Here is an 18,847-nt window from a genome sequence, read left to right as displayed (position 1 = left end):
ATCCTCGGGCTTGACCCGAGGATCCATGCCCGCTGCTGCTGGCGGATGCGGTGTAGATCCTCGGGTCAAGCCCGAGGATGACGGAGGATGGGGCGGGAGGAAGGTGCCTCTCTGACGAACGACAACGACCGGACAGCGACCAAACGCCGTCTCTTTCAAAATCATAAATCGGAAACGATATCGTGACGCATCGATCAACTACTCCCAACATCGACCTTTCCGGTTCGTGGCAGCTCGCCTCCGTCGACGGCGAGATCCGCACCGCGATCATGCTGCCGGGCGACGTGCACACGGCGCTGCACCGGGCAGGACTGATCCCCGATCCCTATTTCGGCCGCAACGAGGAAAAGGTGCAGTGGGTCGCCGAGCGTGAATGGGCAGTCGAGCGCAGCTTCACGCTTCAGGAGGTCGAGGGCGACTGGTATCTCGATATCGACTATCTCGACACGGTCGCCAGCGTCCACGTCAACGGCTTTCTGGCGCTCGAAGCCGACAACAGCTTCCGCCGCTACCGGCCCGATGTCTCCAGCATGCTGAAATCAGGCGATAACAGCATCCGCATCGTCTTTGCCTCCAACATCGCTGTCGGCGCTGCGCGACAGAAGCAGCAGCCCTTCTACATTCCCTACAGCACGGGCAATTCGCCGATCCCCGACGGCAACATGCTGCGCAAGCCGCAATGCCATTTCGGCTGGGACTGGAACATTGCCATTGCCCCGCTCGGCCTTTACGGGACGATCGCGCTGAAAAAGCTCGAAACGGCGCGGATCGAACACGTCGTCACCCGCCAGACCCACAATAATGACGGTTCGGTCGATCTCAAAGTGACGGCGACGCTGTTTTCCAAGGGGCCAGATATTGCCCAGGTCTATTTCGACCTCGATGGCGAACGCGTGCGCCTGGATGTCGGCGTCAACGGCGAGACCCATGTCAACCACCTCTTCCATATCGACAATCCACGCCTCTGGTGGCCCTCCGGCAGCGGCGAGCAGGCGCTCTACAGGCTTTCCGTCGAATTGCCGACGGATGAGGTGATCAAGCAGATCGGTCTTCGCACCGTCGAGCTGATCACCACGCCGGATGCGGCCGGCAGCCGCTTCGCCTTCAAGGTCAACGGCCGCGAGATCTTCTGCCGCGGCGCCAACTGGATCCCGGCCGACGCGCTGTTTTCGCTGTCTTCGCCTGAGAAGACCGAAGACCTGCTGCAATCGGCCAAAGCCGCCAACATGAACATGATCCGTGTCTGGGGCGGCGGCTTCTACGAGCAGGATCATTTCTACGATCTCTGCGACCGGCTGGGCCTGATGGTCTGGCAGGACTTCATGTTCGCCTGCAACCTCTATCCCTCGACCGAGGACTTTCTCGACAATGTGACGATCGAGGTCGACTACCAGGTGCGCCGGCTCTCCTCGCATCCCTCGATCGCGCTCTGGTGCGGGGACAACGAGCTGGTCGGAGCGCTCACCTGGTTCGAGGAATCGAGGAAGGACCGCGACCGCTATCTCGTTTCCTATGATCGCCTCAACCGCACGATCGAGCAGGCAGTGAAGAAGGCGCTTCCCGGCGCGCTGTGGTGGCCGTCGAGCCCGGCGTCCGGCTATCTCGATTTCGGCGATGCCTGGCATGCGGATGGGTCCGGCGACATGCATTACTGGTCGGTCTGGCACGAGAACAAGTCGTTCGACAATTACCGCTCGGTGCGTCCGCGCTTTTGCTCGGAATTCGGCTTCCAATCCTATACGTCGCTGCCTGTGATCAAGACCTATGCCGAGGCGAAAGACATGAACGTCGCTTCCCCGGTCATGGAGCTGCACCAGAAGAATGCCGGCGGCAACGAGCGTATCGCCGGCACAATGTTCCGTTATTTCCGATTTCCCAAGGATTTTCCGAACTTCGTCTATCTCTCTCAGATCCAGCAGGGGCTGGCGATCAAGACGGCGGTGGAATACTGGCGGTCGCTCAAACCGCATTGCATGGGCACGATCTACTGGCAGCTCAACGACACCTGGCCGGTCGCCTCCTGGTCGAGCCTCGATTATGGCGGCCGCTGGAAGGCGATGCACTATCTCGTGAAGCGCTTCTTCCAGCCGGTCGCGGTCGCGGCCATTCCTTCCGACGACGGAAAGACGATCCGCTTCTCGCTGGTCAACGACACACTTGCCGATGTCAGCGTCGACCTTTCGATATCGCTGCTGACGACGAAGGGCGAGCGCCGGCACCTGAGAGACGTACAGGCCATATGTTCGCCGGATGCGGCCGTCACTGCCACGAGCATCGACGTTTCCGATATTCCCGAGGGAACGTTGCTTGCCTGGCGTTTCACCGCATCGAACGGCACGGGCGGCGAGGGGCACCATGTCAACGGTACCTACAAGGCGCTGGAGCTGGAACCTGCGGGGCTTGCTGTCACCCACGAATATGTCGAGGAGAATGGCTCCGTCGACATCAACGTCACCGCTAGGGGACTTGCGCTTTTCATGATGATCGAAACCGAGACCGACGGCAAATATTCCGACAACGCCTTCGATCTTGCGGCCGGCGAGAGCCGCCGCATCACCTTTAGCCCGGCGCGGCCGCTTGATCGCGGCGCGCTGCCGGAGTTCCGGTTCTACGATTTGTATTCCTGCCAGTCGGCGGATTGATCTTGCAAGAATGGGCACGAGGCCCAAGGAGAACATGATGACGAAACTCAGCTACCAGCTCTATAGCGCCCGCAACTTCCAGCCCTATTCGGCGATCTTCGAAAAGCTCGGCAAGGCTGGCTATGCCGAAGTCGAGGGCTTCGGCGGCATCTATGCCGATCTCGACGATGCCGGGCTGAAGAGCCTTCGCGCCGACCTCGACAAGAATGGCCTGGTCATGGCGACCGGCCATTTCAGCCCCGATTTTCTGGAGAAGGAAGTCGAGAAGTCGCTGAACATTGCCAAGATTCTCGGCATGGATTCGATCTATGCGCCGCATTTAGCCGCTGACCAGCGGCCCTCCGACGCCGCCGGCTGGGTCGCCTTCGGCAAGCGTCTGCAGGAGATAGCCAAGCCCTACAAGGCTGCCGGCTACGAATTCGGCTGGCACAATCATGATTTCGAATTCTTCAAGCTGCAGGACGGCTCGCGGCCGATCGAGCGTATCTTCGAAGGCGCGTCCGATATTTCCTGGGAAGCCGACATCGCCTGGGTTATCCGCGGCGGCGCCGATCCCTTCGCCTGGATCGAGAAGCTTGGGTCCCGCATCACCGCCGTGCACGTCAAGGACATCGCGCCGGCCGGCGAAGCGAAGGACGAGGACGGCTGGGCCGATGTCGGTCACGGCAAGGTCGAGTGGGCCAGGCTGATGACGGCATTGCGCGCCACCAAGGCCAAGCACTACGTCGTCGAACATGACAACCCGAATGACATCGACCGCAATATCAGCCGCTCGATCGCATCCTTCCAGACCTACTGAGGCTTCATCATGACCAGGGAACTTGGCGTCGGCATCATCGGATGCGGGAACATCTCCACCACTTACTTTTCGCTGGCACCGCTCTTCAAGGGGCTGAAGGTGCTGGCTTGCGCCGATATCAATGTGCAGGCGGCCGAGGCGCGCGCCAAGGAATATGGCGTCAAAGCGCAGACGATCGACGAGCTTCTCGTCAATGACGAGATCGACGTCGTCGTCAACCTGACGATCCCGGATGCGCATTTCCGGGTATCGAAGGCGATCCTCGAGGCCGGAAAACACGTCTATTCCGAAAAGCCGCTGGTGCTTTCGCTCGAAGAGGGCGAGGAGCTTCGCCGCATCGCCAAGGAAAAGAACCTTGCCGTCGGCTGCGCGCCCGACACTTTCCTCGGCGGCGCCCATCAGCTTGCCCGCAAGTTCCTCGATGACGGCGGCATCGGCCGGGTGACTTCGGGCGCCTGCTACGTGATGAGCCCCGGCATGGAGATGTGGCATCCGAACCCGGATTTCTTCTTCCTGCAGGGCGGCGGCCCGATCCTCGATCTCGGCCCCTATTACATCGCCAACCTGATCAACTTGATCGGCCCGGTCAAACGTGTCGGCGGCATGACCTCGATGGCGTCGCCGACCCGCACCATCACCAGCCAGCCGCGCAACGGCGAGATCATCCCGGTCAAGACGCCGACGACGATCCAGGCGCTGCTCGAATTCGTCAACGGCGCCACAGTGACGCTGACGGCGAGCTGGGACGTGTGGTCGCACCGCCATGCCAATATGGAACTCTATGGCACCGACGGTTCGCTCTACGTGCCGGATCCGAACTTCTTCGGCGGCACCGTCGAGGCAAGCGGCCGCGACAAGGACATCAAGCCGCTCGATGCCTGGGAGCATCCATTCGGCAAGATCAATCAGGAAAGCCCGAACGGATCGCGCGCCAATTACCGCACCGCCGGCCTTGCCGATATGGCGATGTCGCTGATCGAGGGCCGCGATGCGCGCTGCTCGCTCGACCGCACGCTGCACGGCGTCGACGTCATGACCTCGATCCTGAAATCGGGCGAAGAGGGCCGTTTCATCGAACTGATCACGACCTGCACGCAACCGGCCGCCCTCGGCATCGAAGAAGCGCAGGCGCTTTTGAAGTAAGGTGAGGCTTGGTTTGGGGCTTGGCTAAAGCCGGTCCCGGATCATCATCAGGGCACCACGCCAATGTCGTCATCCTCGGGCTTGTCCCGAGGATCTACTGATGGCGCGGCAGATCCTCGGGACAAGCCCGGGGATGACGGTGTTTGAGGGCAGGGCCTGCCACCAGGCAATGTCAGTACGCGAAGTTGTCGAGAACATGCGCCATATGCTTGCCGTACGGATGCGCTTGATCCAATAGTGCCGACGCGCTCGGCCTGACATGAGGGCGGTGACGTTTTTAGCTTTCGACCGCCGCTCTAGGCGGATACGAAAGAGAAGCAATTTTTATAAGTTGAGGAGACATTCAGATGAGCTGGCAACCGGCCGCAGACCGCTATTCGAAAATGAAATATAACCGCACGGGCCGTTCCGGCCTGAAGCTGCCGGCCGTCTCCCTCGGCCTTTGGCACAATTTCGGCGGCGACACGCCGCATGACCGCAAGATTGATATGTGCCGCACGGCCTTCGACCTCGGCATCACCCATTTCGACCTCGCCAACAATTACGGCCCGCCTCCCGGCAGTGCCGAGACCGCTTTCGGCGAAATCATGCGCACCGAATTCGTCGGGCTTCGCGACGAGTTGATCATCTCATCCAAGGCCGGCTACGACATGTGGCCGGGCCCTTACGGCGAATGGGGCAGCCGCAAGTATCTGATCGCCTCCTGCGACCAGAGCCTGAAGCGGATGGGCCTCGACTATGTCGACATCTTCTATTCGCACCGCTTCGACCCGGAAACACCGCTGGAAGAGACCTGCGGCGCTCTCGACCATATCGTCCGTTCCGGCCGGGCACTCTATGTCGGCATCTCCTCCTATAATTCGCAGCGCTCGCGCGAAGCCGCCGCAATCCTCAAGGAGCTCGGTACGCCGTGCCTGATCCACCAGCCGAGCTATTCGATGCTCAACCGGTGGGTCGAGGACGACAGGCTGCTCGATACGCTGGATGATGTCGGCATGGGCTCCATCGTCTTCTCGCCGCTTGCCCAGGGCATGCTGACGACGAAATATCTCAGCGGCATTCCCGAAGACAGCCGCGCGGCGCAGAACCACTTTCTCAAGCGCGACTACATCCGCCCCTCGATCATCGACAATATCCGCAAGCTCAACGAGATCGCCGAAAGGCGCGGCCAGACTCTGGCGCAGATGGCGATCGCCTGGGTACTGCGCGGCGGCCGTGTGACTTCGGCGCTGATCGGCGCCAGCCGCTCATCGCAGATCGTCGATTGCGTCAAGGCGCTCGACAATCTCGACTTCAGCGTCGAGGAGCTTGCCGAGATCGACGTCTATGCCCGCGAGGCAGACATCAACCTCTGGGCCAAGTCCGCCGAACGCGAATAGTCACGTCGGCCCGGTGGCAAGGTCTTCCGGGCCTTTTTCTGCTATAATCTGATGTACGTACAGCAAAGAAGCACCGCCGCTCGGAGGAGACCCTGTCATGATCCGCAATCCCATCCTGCCCGGGTTCAACCCCGATCCGTCGATCTGCCGCGTCGGCGCTGATTATTACATTGCCACCTCCACCTTCGAATGGTTTCCGGGTGTACAAATCCACCATTCGCGCGACCTGGTGAACTGGACACTGGTGCGCCGGCCGCTGGAGCGCAGATCGCAGCTCGACATGCGCGGCAATCCGGATAGCTGCGGAATCTGGGCGCCGTGCCTGTCCCATGCCGACGGGCAGTTCTGGCTGGTCTATACCGACGTCAAGCGCTACGACGGCAATTTCAAGGATGCGCCGAACTATATCGTCACGGCGCCCACGATCGAGGCCGAATGGTCCGAGCCGGTCTATGTCAATTCCTCCGGCTTCGACCCTTCGCTCTTCCACGACGATGACGGCCGGAAATGGTTCATCAACATGCAGTGGAACCACCGCACCGAAAGCTATGGCGGCTCGCCGAAATCGCCGGCCTTCGACGGCATCCTGCTGCAGGAATGGGATCCGGCGACAAAGGCGCTGAAGGGTCCGATCAAGAACATCTTCGCCGGCAGCCCGCTCGGCCTCGTCGAAGGCCCGCATCTCTTCAAGCGCAACGGCTGGTACTATCTGACCACCGCCGAGGGCGGCACCGGCTACGACCATGCCGTCACCATGGCGCGGTCGCGTGATATCGACGGACCCTATGAGATGCATCCGAACCTGCATCTCATCACCTCCAAGGATCATCCGGGCGCAGTGCTGCAGCGGGCAGGGCATGGCCAATATGTTGAGACGCCGGAGGGGGAGGCCTATCACACCCATCTTTGCGGCCGGCCGCTGCCACCCAAACGGCGCTGTACGCTGGGGCGCGAGACGTCCTTACAGAAGTGCCTCTGGCGCGACGATGACTGGCTCTATCTTGAAAACGGCACCTCAGTGCCCGATGTTGATGTGCCGGGTCTCTTTGGCGCGGTGCCGGTGGAAAAGCCGATGCGCAGCGACTACGGCTTCGATGGCGGCACGCTGCCCGCCGATTTCCAGTGGCTGCGCACGCCAGAGTCCGCGCGCATCTTCAACCTGACGGATCGTCCCGGCCATCTGCGCCTGATTGCGCGCGAAAGCATCGGCTCCTGGTTCGAACAGTCGCTGGTTGCCCGCCGCCAGGAGCATCACAGTTTCCGTGCCGAGACCGTGGTCGAATTCTCGCCCGACACCTACCAGCAGGTGGCGGGGCTGACGCATTACTACAACCGCCACAAATTCCACGCCGTCGCCGTGACGCTGCACGAGACACTCGGTCGCTGTGTGACGATCCTCTCCTGCAACGGCGACTACCCGAACGGACGCCTGAGCTTTCCCGCCGACAGCGGCGTGGCGATTGCCGCTGAGGGCCGTGTCCAGCTCGCCATGGAAATCCGGGAGAACGACCTGCAATTCTTCTGGCAGACCGAAGGCAGGGGCGCCTGGCAACCGATCGGCCCGGTCCTCGATGCCGGCGTGATCTCAGACGAGGGCGGACGCGGCGAACACGGCTCCTTCACCGGCGCCTTCGCCGGCGTGTTTGCCTTCGATACGTCAGGTCGGGCGAAGGCTGCGGATTTCGACTGGTTCAATTACGACGAGCTGTGAGGCATACCCTTGGTCACTTTCATCCGCAGCGAGCTACGGAAAGAGCGAGGTGCGGAAGATACGAAAAAAAGAAGCCGGCACAGGGCCGGCTAAGACGAACGCGGCTGAACAGGGGATACTGGCCGGTTCGAAGCACTTCGTGACTGAACAATAACTTTCACTATAAGCCGAGGCAGCAAAAAAGGGGCGCAACGAGAACACCCGAGACGGCTCCGCAAAGGGGTGGGCGGCGGGGCGGATGCCGGTGCTGACCTCGGCTCTCTTATCGGACGGATGATGACATCTGAAGCCGGTCGCTGCTTTTCTTTCGCCGACCGCTTCGGCGGGCCAACTGTGTTAGCAGCACGCGAATGCAGTGTTCATGCGCTTAAGGATGTTAAAGCGTTACAAAGGGACTATATAGCGGGCCGAAGTAACTTCCGAGAATCCGCAAGAGTCCCGCATGGCCCCCATCATTTCCGTTCAGAACCTCACCAAGACCTACTCCAATGGGTTCGAGGCCCTGAAGGGCATCAATCTCGACGTCGAAAAGGGTGAGATTCTGGCGCTGCTCGGGCCGAACGGTGCCGGCAAGACGACGCTGATCTCGATCATCTGCGGCATCGCCAATCCGAGCGGCGGCCGGGTGCTGGTCGCCGGCCACGACGTCGTGAAGGATTTCCGCGCCACCCGCGGGATGATCGGGCTGGTGCCGCAGGAGCTGACCACCGATCAGTTCGAAACGGTGTTCAATACGGTGAGCTTTTCGCGCGGTCTGCACGGCAAGAAAGCCAATCCTGCCCATATCGAGAAGGTGCTGCGCGCGCTCTCGCTGTGGGACAAGAAGGACAATATGCTGCGCCAGCTCTCAGGCGGCATGAAGCGGCGGGTGCTGATCGCTAAGGCGCTATCCCATGAGCCGGATATTCTTTTCCTCGACGAGCCGACCGCCGGCGTAGACGTGACGCTGCGCAAGGACATGTGGCATGTCGTCGAAGAGCTTCGGGCCTCCGGCGTCACCATCATCCTGACCACCCATTATATCGAAGAGGCCGAGGAAATCGCTGACCGCGTCGGCGTCATCAATGGCGGCGAATTGCTGCTCGTTGAGGACAAGGCGGCGCTGATGGCCAAGCTCGGCCGCAAGCAGCTCATCCTCGATCTCACCGAACCGCTCAACCGGCTGCCGGATTGTTTTGCCGGCAATGGACTGACGCTGGAAGCAGACGGCAACCGGCTGACCTATGATTTCGACACTGACGACGAGCAGGAAAGCATTGCAGCTCTGCTGACCCGGCTCGGCGAGAACAATATCCATTTCAAGGATCTCTCGACGCGGCAAAGCTCGCTCGAGGACATCTTCGTGGCGCTGGTGGGAGCGAGCAAATGAACATCGAGGCCGTCAAATCCATCTATTTCTTCGAGATGGCGCGCACGCGCCGCACGCTGCTGCAGAGCGTCATCTCGCCCGTGATCTCAACCTCGCTCTATTTCATCGTCTTCGGTGCCGCTGTGGGATCACGCATCCAGGAGGTGGAGGGCGTGTCCTACGGCGCCTTCATCACGCCCGGCCTGATCATGCTGACGCTGCTTGGCCAGTGCATCAGCAACGGCTCCTTCGGCATCTATTTCCCTAAATTCACCGGCACCATCTACGAGGTGCTTTCGGCGCCGGTGGCGATGACTGAGATCCTGCTCGGTTATGTCGGGGCTGCGGCGACCAAGGGCATGATCATCGGCTTCATCATCCTCCTGACTGCCAATCTCTTCGTCGACGTCAGGATCGAGCATCCCTTCATGATGATCCTATTTTTCTTGTTGACGGCGATCACCTTCAGCCTGTTCGGCTTCATGATCGGCATCTGGGCCGGTAATTTCGAGCAGCTGAACCTCATTCCCATGCTGGTCGTGCCGCCGCTGACCTTCCTCGGCGGGAGCTTCTATTCCGTCAGCATGCTGCCGCCGTTCTGGCAGGCGGTCAGCCACCTCAACCCGGTGCTTTATCTCGTCAGCGGCTTCCGCTGGAGTTTTTACGGGATCGCCGACGTCAACCCGGCGATCAGCCTGGCGATGATCACGGTGTTCCTGATGATATGCTTGGGAACACTCGGCTGGATATTCAAGACCGGCTACCGGCTGCGGAACTGAGCCGGCCCTGAAGAACGCCGCAATTTCAACATGAAAGATTGCTCAGCAAGACGTCATCGGTCAAGGGGCAATCAATGGTCAACAGCAATGTGCTTGGATGTCTCGCAATCGCCTCCGTCCATTGCCTAGCCCCGCAGCAAAGTCTGTCGAAGGAGGCCGCCCACCCCATCAAGGTTACCTTTGCTGTGGTGGTCGAGCGAAAGGGGCCTTTTTCTGCCGAGGTGTCATGCCTTCCAGATAGCCCCTGCCACCTCGCCGACCAAACCGATCCCAGCATCGAACTCACGATCACGTTGTATTCGGGATCAGGAGCGCATGGTGAATTGGGCATCTATTGCTCGCCCAATCCTTGCTCCTTTCAGAACTCGCGATCGCGAATCGATTTCTCCGGTCGGCGAGCGACTGTCGATATTTTGTCCGGTGAGGCTGACTCTGGTATCACGACTCTGCTGGTTGTGAGGCGACGCCCGAGGATCGGTGAAGTCCTCATCTCTTACTGATTCCGCTCAGGCGCTGCTGACGAGCAACGCGCCCGATATGATGAGCAGCGTGCCGGCGACGAGCTTCACCATGTCGAGCTCGGAGGCTTCGCCGAGAAAGACGGCGCCGATCGCCAGTGTCACCAGCACGTTGCAGCTCCAGATTGGGGCGAGTTTCGAGACGGGGACACCATAAGTGAAAAGCGTAAAGCTGATGAGGCCGGTGCCGACGGCAAAACAGGCGCCTGATGTGGCGGCAAAGCCAAAGCCCTCGGCGGTCCAGGAGGCTGGGCGCCAGATCAGGGCGGCGATCAGGCCGGCGAGAGCGCAGGCGGCGCCGAAGGCGATCAGATAGACGGCGGAGCCGGTGGCTGACGTGGCGCTCTGCTTCTAGAAGATGGCGGTGATGCCCGGGCAGAACGCCGCCGATAACAATCGGCCAGAGTGAATTCATTGAGAAGCTCCTGTCGCACCCATGGGTCAAGGCCTCGGCTCGGGCAAAGGCCGGCCGAACATGCGGTGCCACCAGACTACAGCGCCGCGCGTCTCTTCAGACGCGCAAAGGACGCTGCAGCACTTTGAATTGTTGCATAATTCTTTAAATCGATTCCGATTTAAGGAATTATGCGGCAGGAGTTTCTTTTTGCTCTTTGTGGTCTTGTTGTTGCGCTTGAAGGTGACAGATCCGCCTGCTGTCGTAAATCGGCGGAGCCGCAATTAGTCGCGCATGCGGAGTTCGTCGGTCTGTATCTGCAGCGAGCCCAGCGTTTCCAGGAAGCTCATGCCGAGCAGGCTCTGGTCGAGCCGGCCGTCCTCGGCGACGCTGGCTGCGACATTGTTGCGGACGATCGGGCCGATCGCCACCTGGTCGAGGGTGACGGGTGCTGCGCGGCCGCGGCCGTTGGCGGTCATGACGGTCATGGAATAGGTGAGGCGGGAGAGATCGATGCCGATCCGTTCGGCATCTTCGCGCGACAGCGCCACCATGCTGGCGCCGGTATCGACGAGCATCTCGATCGTCTGGCCGTTGACAGCGACATCGGCTTCGAAATGGCCGTTCAGCAGCTTGTGCAGAATGATTTCCTGGCCGCCCTCGCTTGTCGTGACGACAACGGCACGGCCGGGAACGAGGCCGGCGAGCAGCCTGTTGCCGACGCCGAGCGCTTCCTGGCGATAGAGATAGACGGTCACGAGTGCCAGGATGATGACCAGCCAGATCATCATATATCGCATCGTTTCGCCGACGCTGCGCCGGCTCGCCCAGATGCCGGCCGATAGCATCAGCGCGATCGGCAGCAGGTAGACGACACGGCCGAAGTCATCAGTCTGCAGGCCGAGGATGCGGCTGCTGTCATTGTTGACGATCAGCACGGCAAGGCCGATGCCGATTACGACGAGGAAGACAGTCAAACGAATCATAAAGGCCGCTCCGGCCCGGCGACGAGGCTTGATTTCATATGGTTCGACACCGTGGCGGGACCTGCAAGCCTTGCCGGCAGCAGTGCCATGATCCGTCTTCGCTCGGTGTCGGAGTAGCTCATCCAGCTGCCGATTTCCTGAAGAGTCCGGCCGCATCCGGCGCAAAATCCGGTGGCGGAAACGAGGGAGCAGAGGTGAATGCAGGGTGTTTGCATGAAGGATATATCGGAATTTCAAAGAGCCGTGGCAAGGGCGCAAAGAGTGGCGATCTCGCAAATCTGCTGTGTCGCGCCCAGCGTATCGCCGGTGTGGCCGGCAAGCTTGCGGCGGATGAAAGCGGTGAAGGCAAGACCTGCGATACCGGTGGCGAGCAGGCTTGCGATAAGCGGCCGCAGGCCGAAAGCCGGCCAGATCAGAAGCGCTGCGACGAGGCCGGCCGAGGCGAGCGCAAACTGCATCGCCGCTTCGTCCGGCTGGCCGGTCGAGGCGGCTACGCCATCGGCCTTTGCCGGCGGCAGCCGTTGCCAGTGCCAGGCGATGGCGCCGCGACTGAGGGCCGCGACGGCGGGAATGGCAAGGGCGGCAGCGAGCGGCGAGGAATGGCCGGCGATAGCGGCAAGCGCGGCTGCACGGATCGCGAAGGAGAGGATCAGCGCTATCGCGCCATAGGTGCCGATCCGGCTATCCTTCATGATGAGGAGGCTCTGCTCGCGGCTCTTGCCGCCGCCAATGCCATCGGCCGCATCGGCCAGGCCGTCCTCGTGCAGCGCCCCGGTGACGATGACCTGAACGGAAAGCGCGATCAGGGCCGCCATCAGCGGATCGGCGCGCAGCCCCAAAAGCAGGAGGAGGGCGAGCGCGGGGACGAAACCGATGACGATGCCTGCGAGGGGAAAGGCGCGCACCAGCCGGCCAAGCCTGCCGTCATAGCCTTTGAACAGCGATTGCGGCAGGGGAATGCGGCTCAGGAAGGCGACGGCGCGGGCGGTATCGACCGCATGATCCTTGATCTTCATTCTACTTCGTTCCGGCCGGAGGCCTCGGCTTATGGTCGCGGCGGCGCTTTTGGAGTTGTTCGCCTCGTCCGCCCGCTTTAAGAGAGTTGCCACCCGCAAGGAAGCTGATTTGCGTGGAAAAGACAAGAATACCCGGATTCATAGGAAAACCGCACAAATGAGCGTTTCAGGCCTGCCGTTCGACGATTTCCGTACCCTGCTCCGCGACCTGCCGGGGCCGGATGCCCGCGCGCTGGTGGCTGCCCGCGAACGCGACGCGCAGCTGACCAAGCCGCCGGGCGCGCTCGGACGGCTCGAGGAGATTGCCTTCTGGCTTGCCGCCTGGACGGGCCGCACACCCGCCGTCAATCGGCCGCTGGTAGCGATATTTGCCGGCAATCACGGTGTCACCAAACAGGGCATCACGCCCTTTCCGCCCACGGTGACGCAACAGATGGTCGAGAACTTCGCGGCCGGCGGTGCTGCGATCAACCAGATCTGTGTTGCCTATGATCTCGGGCTGAAAGTCTTCGACCTGGCGCTCGATTATCCCACCGGCGACATTACCGAAGAGGCAGCGCTTTCCGAGCGCGATTGCGCCGCCACCATGGCCTTCGGCATGGAGGCGATTGCCGGCGGCACCGACCTGCTTTGCATCGGCGAGATGGGCATCGGCAATACGACGATTGCGGCGGCGATCAACTATGCGCTGTACGGCGGTTCGGCGCGCGACTGGGTGGGACCCGGCACCGGTTCGGAAGGCGAGATGCTGGAGCGCAAGATCGCGGCGGTGGAAAAGGCGGTGGCACTGCATGGTGACCATCTCGATGATCCGCTTGAGATCATGCGCCGGCTCGGCGGCCGTGAGATCGCGGCGATGGCCGGCGCCATTCTTGCCGCCCGCATGGAGCGCATCCCGGTACTGATCGACGGTTATGTCGCGACCGCGGCGGCGGCGATCCTGAAAGCCGCCAATCCATCGGCGCTCGATCATTGCCTGATCGGCCATGTCTCCGGCGAGCCCGGACATTTGCGTTCGATCGAGATGCTCGGCAAGACGCCGCTTCTGGCGCTCGGCATGCGGCTCGGCGAAGGCACCGGTGCGGCGCTTGCCGCCGGTATCGTCAAGGCGGCTGCGGCCTGTCATTCCGGCATGGCGACCTTCGCTCAGGCCGGTGTGTCGAATAAGCATTAAGGTCGCGGTGGGCGCCGTCGATCCGTACGCCTTCGCTTGCGCGCCTCAAGTGGATTCGGTATTTGCGTATTCGCTCATCAAAGAGGAGACGGCAAAGCCTCTCCCGGTCGGTGATGCAACGGGAAGAGGAGAGGGCATCTTGACGAAGCCTGCGGTGACGAAAGAGACCGGACTTCGGCATTTCATCGCCGCCGCCAGCTATTCCTGGGCGGGCTTCCTGCGGGTGCTGAAAGAGGCGGCCTTCCGCCAGGAACTTGGCTTCTTCATCGTTTCGATCGCGGCGCTGGCGCTGGTGGGAGCCACTGCGGGCGAGATCGTCGTCGCGGTACTTCTGTTTCTCGGGCTCTTTTCGATGGAGGCGATGAATACCGCCGTTGAAGAGGTGATTGACCGGATTTCGCCGGAAATTTCAATCGTCGGCAAACATGCCAAGGATCTCGGCTCCTTCGCGGTGTCCTGCATGATCGCCGCCTGCTGCCTTTATCTCGGCTTCGTCCTCGGCAAGCACCTGTTCTTTGGATCTGGATGATTTCACGCTGGATCCGCCCGTAGTCATGCGGATCCAAGTCTAAAAATTGGAGCATGATGTTGCCCGAAAACTGCTCACACTTTTCGGCATCATGCTTCAGCTGAATCAGGCAAAACTCTTGCGCTTGCGCGCGACGGCCTGGGCCTCCTCGACGGCCGGCAGGCTCTGGAGCACGCGTTTGCCGGGCAGGATGGCGATAACTTCGGTGCCTTCGCGTAGCTTCGATTTCAGCAGGAACTGTCCGTCATGCTTGGCAAGGATCGCCTGGACGATCGGCAGGCCGAGGCCTGTACCCTGTTCGGCGCTCTTGATGGCGATCGAGCCTTGGCCAAAGGCCGACAGGACGACGGGAATCTCTTCTTCCGGAATACCGGGGCCGTTGTCCTTGATCGAGATGTACTGTCCGCCGCCAGCTGTCCAGCCGACCTTGACGTGGATCTCGCCGCCCTGCGGCGTGAACTTGACGGCATTGGATAGAAGGTTGAGCACCACCTGGCGCATCGACTTCTCATCCGCCCAGATGGCCGGCAGCTGCCGCTCGAACTGGTCCGAAATGGCAATGTTCTTGGCGCGGGCGCGCAGCTGGACCATGCCGATGCAATCTTCGGTGATATCGAGCAGCGAAATCGCCTCTTCGCTCAGTTCGTATTTGCCAGCCTCGATGCGCGACAGGTCGAGGATCTCGTTGATGAGATCGAGCAAATGCTGGCCGGAGCGGTGGATATCGCCGGCATATTCCTTGTAGGTCGGATTGGCGAGCGGTCCCATGACTTCGGCCGACATCACCTCGGAAAAGCCGAGGATGGCGTTGAGCGGCGTCCTGAGCTCGTGCGACATCGAGGCAAGGAAGCGCGACTTGGCGAGGTTTGCCTCTTCGGCGCGGCGGCGAGCCTCGTCCGACATCGATTTCGCCACTTCCAGCTCGGCGATCAGGTCGTCCTTCTCCGACTGGTAGGAGAGAATCCTGAGGTTCGACTTGAAGAGCCGGTCGCTGATATAATTGAAGAAGACGAGGGTGGTGGTGAAGGCCCCCGTCAGGCTGATTTCGAGGAGGTCACGTGACAGGCCGCTCTTGGCGACGAGTGCCAGGACCGCAGGTGAAAAGGCGGCGAGCACGGCCGGCGTCAGCATGAAGTTCGACATCGCCGTGACGGAGAGCGCAATCAGCAGCGTCGCGCCCTTATAGAGGATGAAGCTCGACGGCTCGCAGGTATCGCAGCCCTGCAGCGCAAAGACGGCCCAGCAGCAGCCGAGGAGGAACTGGCCGAGCAGCAGCAGCCGGCGCCATTTGCGGGCGCTCTCGGAGGTAATCTCCTGCCGGCGCGCGCGCCTTGCGAGCAGGATATTGCCGGCGTGACAGGTGAGCGTCAGCAGCGCCCAGAAGAGCAATTGCGTGTTCTGGGTGAAATAGACGCCAAGCGCGGTGATGATGACGACGAAGAGGGGCATGATCGTCGCGCTCTGCAGCACCGACGCCACATACATCTTGAGCACGTCAAGATCGAAGGAGGAATTGGACGCGTGACCGGACTGAAGACGTTCGCGCGTCTGCCGCACGGCCTTGGAAACGGCCTTGTTGCGGTGGCTGCGCGACCTGTCGACGATGATTTTGTCGGTCGATGTGCTTACGCCGGTACTCATGTGCACGTTGAAACTTCATCCCAGGGTGGATAAGAGCTTAACCGACAATTCTTAAGAAGATGTTTGCCATCTTTGCCAAGGATTTGTTTTTTAAGGAGGCGAAAGCGTGACACGGTGCCTGCGCCTGATTCGCGACGGCGTGACCGCTTTTGCCCTGCTGGCGCTCGTGGCGCTGATCGCCGCCAAGCTCAACGATGCAGCAAAAATCGAGCACGCCGGCGCCTTTCATGCTGCCGACGGTGACAGTTTGACATCGGGAGACGAACGTTTGCGCCTCGAAGGCATCGATGCGCCGGAGCTCAACCAGAGCTGCGAGCGGGCGGGGAAAGCCTGGGCCTGCGGGCGCGCGGCGCGCGAGGCGCTGCAGGACATGGTGCTGGCATCGGGAACACTCTGTCGGGGCAGCCGGCGTGACCGCTACGACAGGCTGCTCGTCATCTGCCGGAGCGGGGCAGGCGATGACATCAATGCCACCATGGTGCGGCGGGGCATGGCCATTTCCTATGGCGATTATGGCAAAGAGGAGGCCGAGGCGAGGGCTCAGAAGATAGGCCTCTGGGCCGGAACTTTCGAGCGGCCGCGCGACGTGCGCAATCATGCGCATCAGAGGTCGGGTTTCGACGGCGCCCTGCGTTCCATCGCGCAGATCGTCGGATGGGAGTAAAGTCATGACCGACGAAGCCATGCTAGAGACGCTCCGGCGGGAGATCGCCTCCTGTCGGATCTGTTGTGACACGCCGGCGAAAGGCCCTGAACACCGGCTGCCGCACGAGCCGCGGCCGGTGGCGGTGATCTCGTCGAGCGCGCGCATCCTGATCGCCGGGCAGGCGCCGGGGCTTCGGGTGCATGAGAGCGGCCTGCCATTCGACGATGCCTCGGGCGACCGGTTGCGGTCATGGCTCGGCGTTGACAGGGCAAGCTTCTACGACCGCGGCCGATTCGCCATCGTGCCCATGGGCTTCTGCTTTCCTGGCTATGACGACAAGGGCGCCGATCTGCCGCCGCGGCGCGAATGTGCGCCGTTCTGGCGGCAAAGGGTGATCTCAGCCATGCCGCAAATCGAACTGGTGCTGGTCATCGGCCAATATGCGCAGGCCTGGCATATGGCCGGTGAAAAGCGGGACAATATGACCGAGACGGTGCGGGCATGGCGTGACTGCCTTCTGTCCGACCGATCGCCGGCCGTGCTGCCGCTGCCGCATCCGAGCTGGCGCAACAGCGGCTGGCTGAAGCGCAATCCCTGGTTCGAGAAGGAATTACTCCCGGTCTTGCAGGAACGGGCGAAAACGCTGCTTTCCTGAAACAAAATTCTTTTGGTTGCGCGGAATCGAGTTATACAAAGAAAATAATTCGAAAGGACTGTTGTGCGCATGGACCGCCTCGACCGAAAAATACTGCGTCTTCTGCAAGAAGATTCGACACTTGCCGTTGCCGATCTCGCCAAGAAAGTGGGTCTCTCGACGACGCCATGCTGGCGGCGCATCCAGAAGATGGAAGAAGACGGCGTCATCAAGCGCCGAGTCGCCATCCTCGATCCGGAGAAGGTCAACACCAAGGTCACCGTCTTCGTGTCGATTCGCACTGCCACCCATTCGATCGAATGGCTGCGCCGCTTTTCCGAGGTGGTCGCCGAATTCCCCGAAGTGGTGGAATTCTACCGGATGAGCGGTGATGTCGATTATCTCTTGCGAGTCGTCGTGCCCGATATTGCCGCCTATGACGCCTTTTATAAGCGGATGATCGCCAAGATCGAGATTCGCGACGTTTCCTCCGCCTTTGCGATGGAGCAGATCAAGTATTCGACGCAGCTGCCGCTCGACTACATGATTCTCGATAATGCCAAATCCAACGAGGATTGAGGTCAAGCCTGCGGCCGTGACCGCACGCGACACTGCAAAGTCCAGCGCGGCCTCATGCCAGGCGTGAGTCTGCGACCTCGGATATGCCCGTTGGAGGCGACTTGTGACATCCTGGCCGCACGTGGAATGCCAGTTAGCAAGGCCGAGTTTGGGGATGTGCGGTCCCCCGACTAAGAAAAAGCCTCAAAAATAGCGAAAAAACGCTCAAATCGAACCAAATTCCTGGAAAAATGAATAGCCTGGTAAGGATTCTGGGGTTATGGTCGATAAAACCAGTGGGCGATATGTCATAATTTTGTCTCATTGGTATCGAATTCGGAACACTATGTTCTAAACCGCCACCTTGTTTGTGCTTGTTAGCCGGCGGTAGAGTTTATGCGCTTCACCAGTATGTTCGACGGGGTCGGACGGTGGAGAATTTGACAATGGGTGTAGCGTGTGCGGCTTGCGATGGAGGTTCTCCGTCGCGGAGCCGTTTTGCATGTTTTTCGTATAAATAATTGAAATTGTTGTATAAAAATCACGTTGCCGGGGAAAGTAGCCCGTGAGAACCCATCTGGCGTATATCGGCAATTGCTTGATAGAGCCTTGTATGTGATGACGGTTTGGCGGTTCGATCGATCCGCACGCCGAGATGGCTGTTCAAACTGGGCCGGCTTCAAATCGACTACCCGATCTGAAGCCAGCCCCGATCGACAAAGGAATGGATTGGTAAATGAACATCAGAATGGTTTTGCTTGCATCAGCAGCAGCATTTGCTGCATCGACGCCGGTTCTTGCAGCTGACGCTATTGTTGCTGCTGAGCCGGAACCGGTTGAATATGTTCGCGTCTGCGACGCTTACGGCACCGGCTACTTCTACATCCCGGGCACCGAAACCTGCCTCAAGATCGAAGGCTACATCCGTTTCCAGGTCAACGTTGGCGAAG

General features: G+C 60.7%; 17 protein-coding genes and 1 pseudogene. 13 read left to right on the top strand and 5 right to left on the bottom strand.

Annotated features, from left to right (window positions below; genetic code table 11):
- Positions 1-182: 182 nt before the first annotated feature.
- The 7 genes from HFO99_RS03415 (at position 183) to HFO99_RS03385 (ending at position 9,801) form a co-directional block, all read left to right on the top strand.
- A complete protein-coding gene (locus HFO99_RS03415; protein ID WP_222359293.1) occupies positions 183-2,642 on the top strand; it encodes a beta-mannosidase in 2,460 nt (819 codons plus the stop codon).
- Between the two features lie 37 nt (positions 2,643-2,679).
- Positions 2,680-3,441, top strand: coding sequence for a sugar phosphate isomerase/epimerase family protein (locus tag HFO99_RS03410; RefSeq protein WP_222359291.1), 762 nt, complete (start codon positions 2,680-2,682; stop codon positions 3,439-3,441).
- A 9-nt stretch (positions 3,442-3,450) separates the two neighbouring features.
- Positions 3,451-4,584, top strand: coding sequence for a Gfo/Idh/MocA family protein (locus HFO99_RS03405; RefSeq protein WP_222359289.1), 1,134 nt, complete (start codon positions 3,451-3,453; stop codon positions 4,582-4,584).
- 347 nt (positions 4,585-4,931) lie between these two features.
- Positions 4,932-5,963: an L-glyceraldehyde 3-phosphate reductase gene (mgrA, locus tag HFO99_RS03400; protein WP_222336553.1), complete on the top strand. Its 1,032-nt coding sequence runs from the start codon at positions 4,932-4,934 to the stop codon at positions 5,961-5,963.
- 97 nt (positions 5,964-6,060) lie between these two features.
- Entirely contained in the window at positions 6,061-7,674 is a 1,614-nt protein-coding gene (locus HFO99_RS03395; protein ID WP_222359287.1) for a glycoside hydrolase family 43 protein, read from the top strand.
- A gap of 442 nt (positions 7,675-8,116) precedes the next feature.
- The gene (locus tag HFO99_RS03390) at positions 8,117-9,043 is read left to right on the top strand and encodes an ABC transporter ATP-binding protein (RefSeq protein WP_222359285.1); all 927 of its coding nucleotides are present in this window, start codon (positions 8,117-8,119) and stop codon (positions 9,041-9,043) included.
- On the top strand, positions 9,040-9,801 hold the full coding sequence (locus HFO99_RS03385; protein ID WP_164578035.1) for an ABC transporter permease: 762 nt from the start codon (positions 9,040-9,042) through the stop codon (positions 9,799-9,801). The genes HFO99_RS03390 and HFO99_RS03385 overlap by 4 nt, the downstream gene beginning before the upstream one ends.
- Positions 9,802-10,307: 506 nt before the next feature.
- Here the strand turns inward: HFO99_RS03385 and HFO99_RS03380 are convergent.
- The 4 genes and pseudogenes from HFO99_RS03380 to HFO99_RS03365 all read right to left on the bottom strand — a co-directional run bounded on the left by HFO99_RS03380 (position 10,308) and on the right by HFO99_RS03365 (position 12,715).
- Positions 10,308-10,734 (bottom strand): annotated as a pseudogene (locus HFO99_RS03380) (hypothetical protein).
- Between the two features lie 263 nt (positions 10,735-10,997).
- Complete coding sequence (locus HFO99_RS03375) at positions 10,998-11,699, bottom strand: TIGR02281 family clan AA aspartic protease (RefSeq protein ID WP_222359283.1); 702 nt, start codon at positions 11,697-11,699, stop codon at positions 10,998-11,000.
- Positions 11,696-11,914 carry a DUF1289 domain-containing protein gene (locus HFO99_RS03370; protein WP_222336561.1) on the bottom strand — a complete coding sequence of 73 codons (219 nt, stop codon included), beginning with the start codon at positions 11,912-11,914 and terminating at the stop codon, positions 11,696-11,698. The genes HFO99_RS03375 and HFO99_RS03370 overlap by 4 nt, the downstream gene beginning before the upstream one ends.
- 18 nt (positions 11,915-11,932) lie before the next feature.
- Positions 11,933-12,715 carry an adenosylcobinamide-GDP ribazoletransferase gene (locus HFO99_RS03365; RefSeq protein ID WP_222359281.1) on the bottom strand — a complete coding sequence of 261 codons (783 nt, stop codon included), beginning with the start codon at positions 12,713-12,715 and terminating at the stop codon, positions 11,933-11,935.
- Between the two features lie 157 nt (positions 12,716-12,872).
- On the opposite strand from HFO99_RS03365, the gene cobT reads away from it, so the two are divergent.
- Both cobT and HFO99_RS03355 read left to right on the top strand, forming a co-directional pair.
- On the top strand, positions 12,873-13,889 hold the full coding sequence (cobT, locus tag HFO99_RS03360; RefSeq protein ID WP_222249937.1) for a nicotinate-nucleotide--dimethylbenzimidazole phosphoribosyltransferase: 1,017 nt from the start codon (positions 12,873-12,875) through the stop codon (positions 13,887-13,889).
- A gap of 139 nt (positions 13,890-14,028) precedes the next feature.
- Complete coding sequence (locus HFO99_RS03355) at positions 14,029-14,418, top strand: diacylglycerol kinase (RefSeq protein ID WP_222359279.1); 390 nt, start codon at positions 14,029-14,031, stop codon at positions 14,416-14,418.
- 105 nt (positions 14,419-14,523) lie between these two features.
- On the opposite strand, the gene HFO99_RS03350 is transcribed toward HFO99_RS03355, so the two are convergent.
- Complete coding sequence (locus HFO99_RS03350) at positions 14,524-16,059, bottom strand: sensor histidine kinase (protein WP_222359277.1); 1,536 nt, start codon at positions 16,057-16,059, stop codon at positions 14,524-14,526.
- Between the two features lie 106 nt (positions 16,060-16,165).
- On the opposite strand from HFO99_RS03350, the gene HFO99_RS03345 reads away from it, so the two are divergent.
- From HFO99_RS03345 to HFO99_RS03330, 4 genes are all read left to right on the top strand, one after another.
- On the top strand, positions 16,166-16,723 hold the full coding sequence (locus HFO99_RS03345) for a thermonuclease family protein (protein WP_222359275.1): 558 nt from the start codon (positions 16,166-16,168) through the stop codon (positions 16,721-16,723).
- Between the two features lie 4 nt (positions 16,724-16,727).
- On the top strand, positions 16,728-17,360 hold the full coding sequence (locus HFO99_RS03340) for a uracil-DNA glycosylase family protein (RefSeq protein ID WP_222359273.1): 633 nt from the start codon (positions 16,728-16,730) through the stop codon (positions 17,358-17,360).
- A gap of 69 nt (positions 17,361-17,429) precedes the next feature.
- On the top strand, positions 17,430-17,918 hold the full coding sequence (locus tag HFO99_RS03335) for an Lrp/AsnC family transcriptional regulator (protein WP_003540387.1): 489 nt from the start codon (positions 17,430-17,432) through the stop codon (positions 17,916-17,918).
- Between the two features lie 715 nt (positions 17,919-18,633).
- The coding region (locus HFO99_RS03330; RefSeq protein WP_222359271.1) for a porin at positions 18,634-18,847 on the top strand (214 nt) is incomplete at its 3' end.

The sequence above is a fragment of the Rhizobium leguminosarum genome (assembly GCF_019798305.1).
Lineage (GTDB): Bacteria > Pseudomonadota > Alphaproteobacteria > Rhizobiales > Rhizobiaceae > Rhizobium > Rhizobium leguminosarum_U.
The sequence above is the reverse complement of the archived record's forward strand: the minus strand, read 5'-3'. Positions and strand labels throughout refer to the sequence as shown.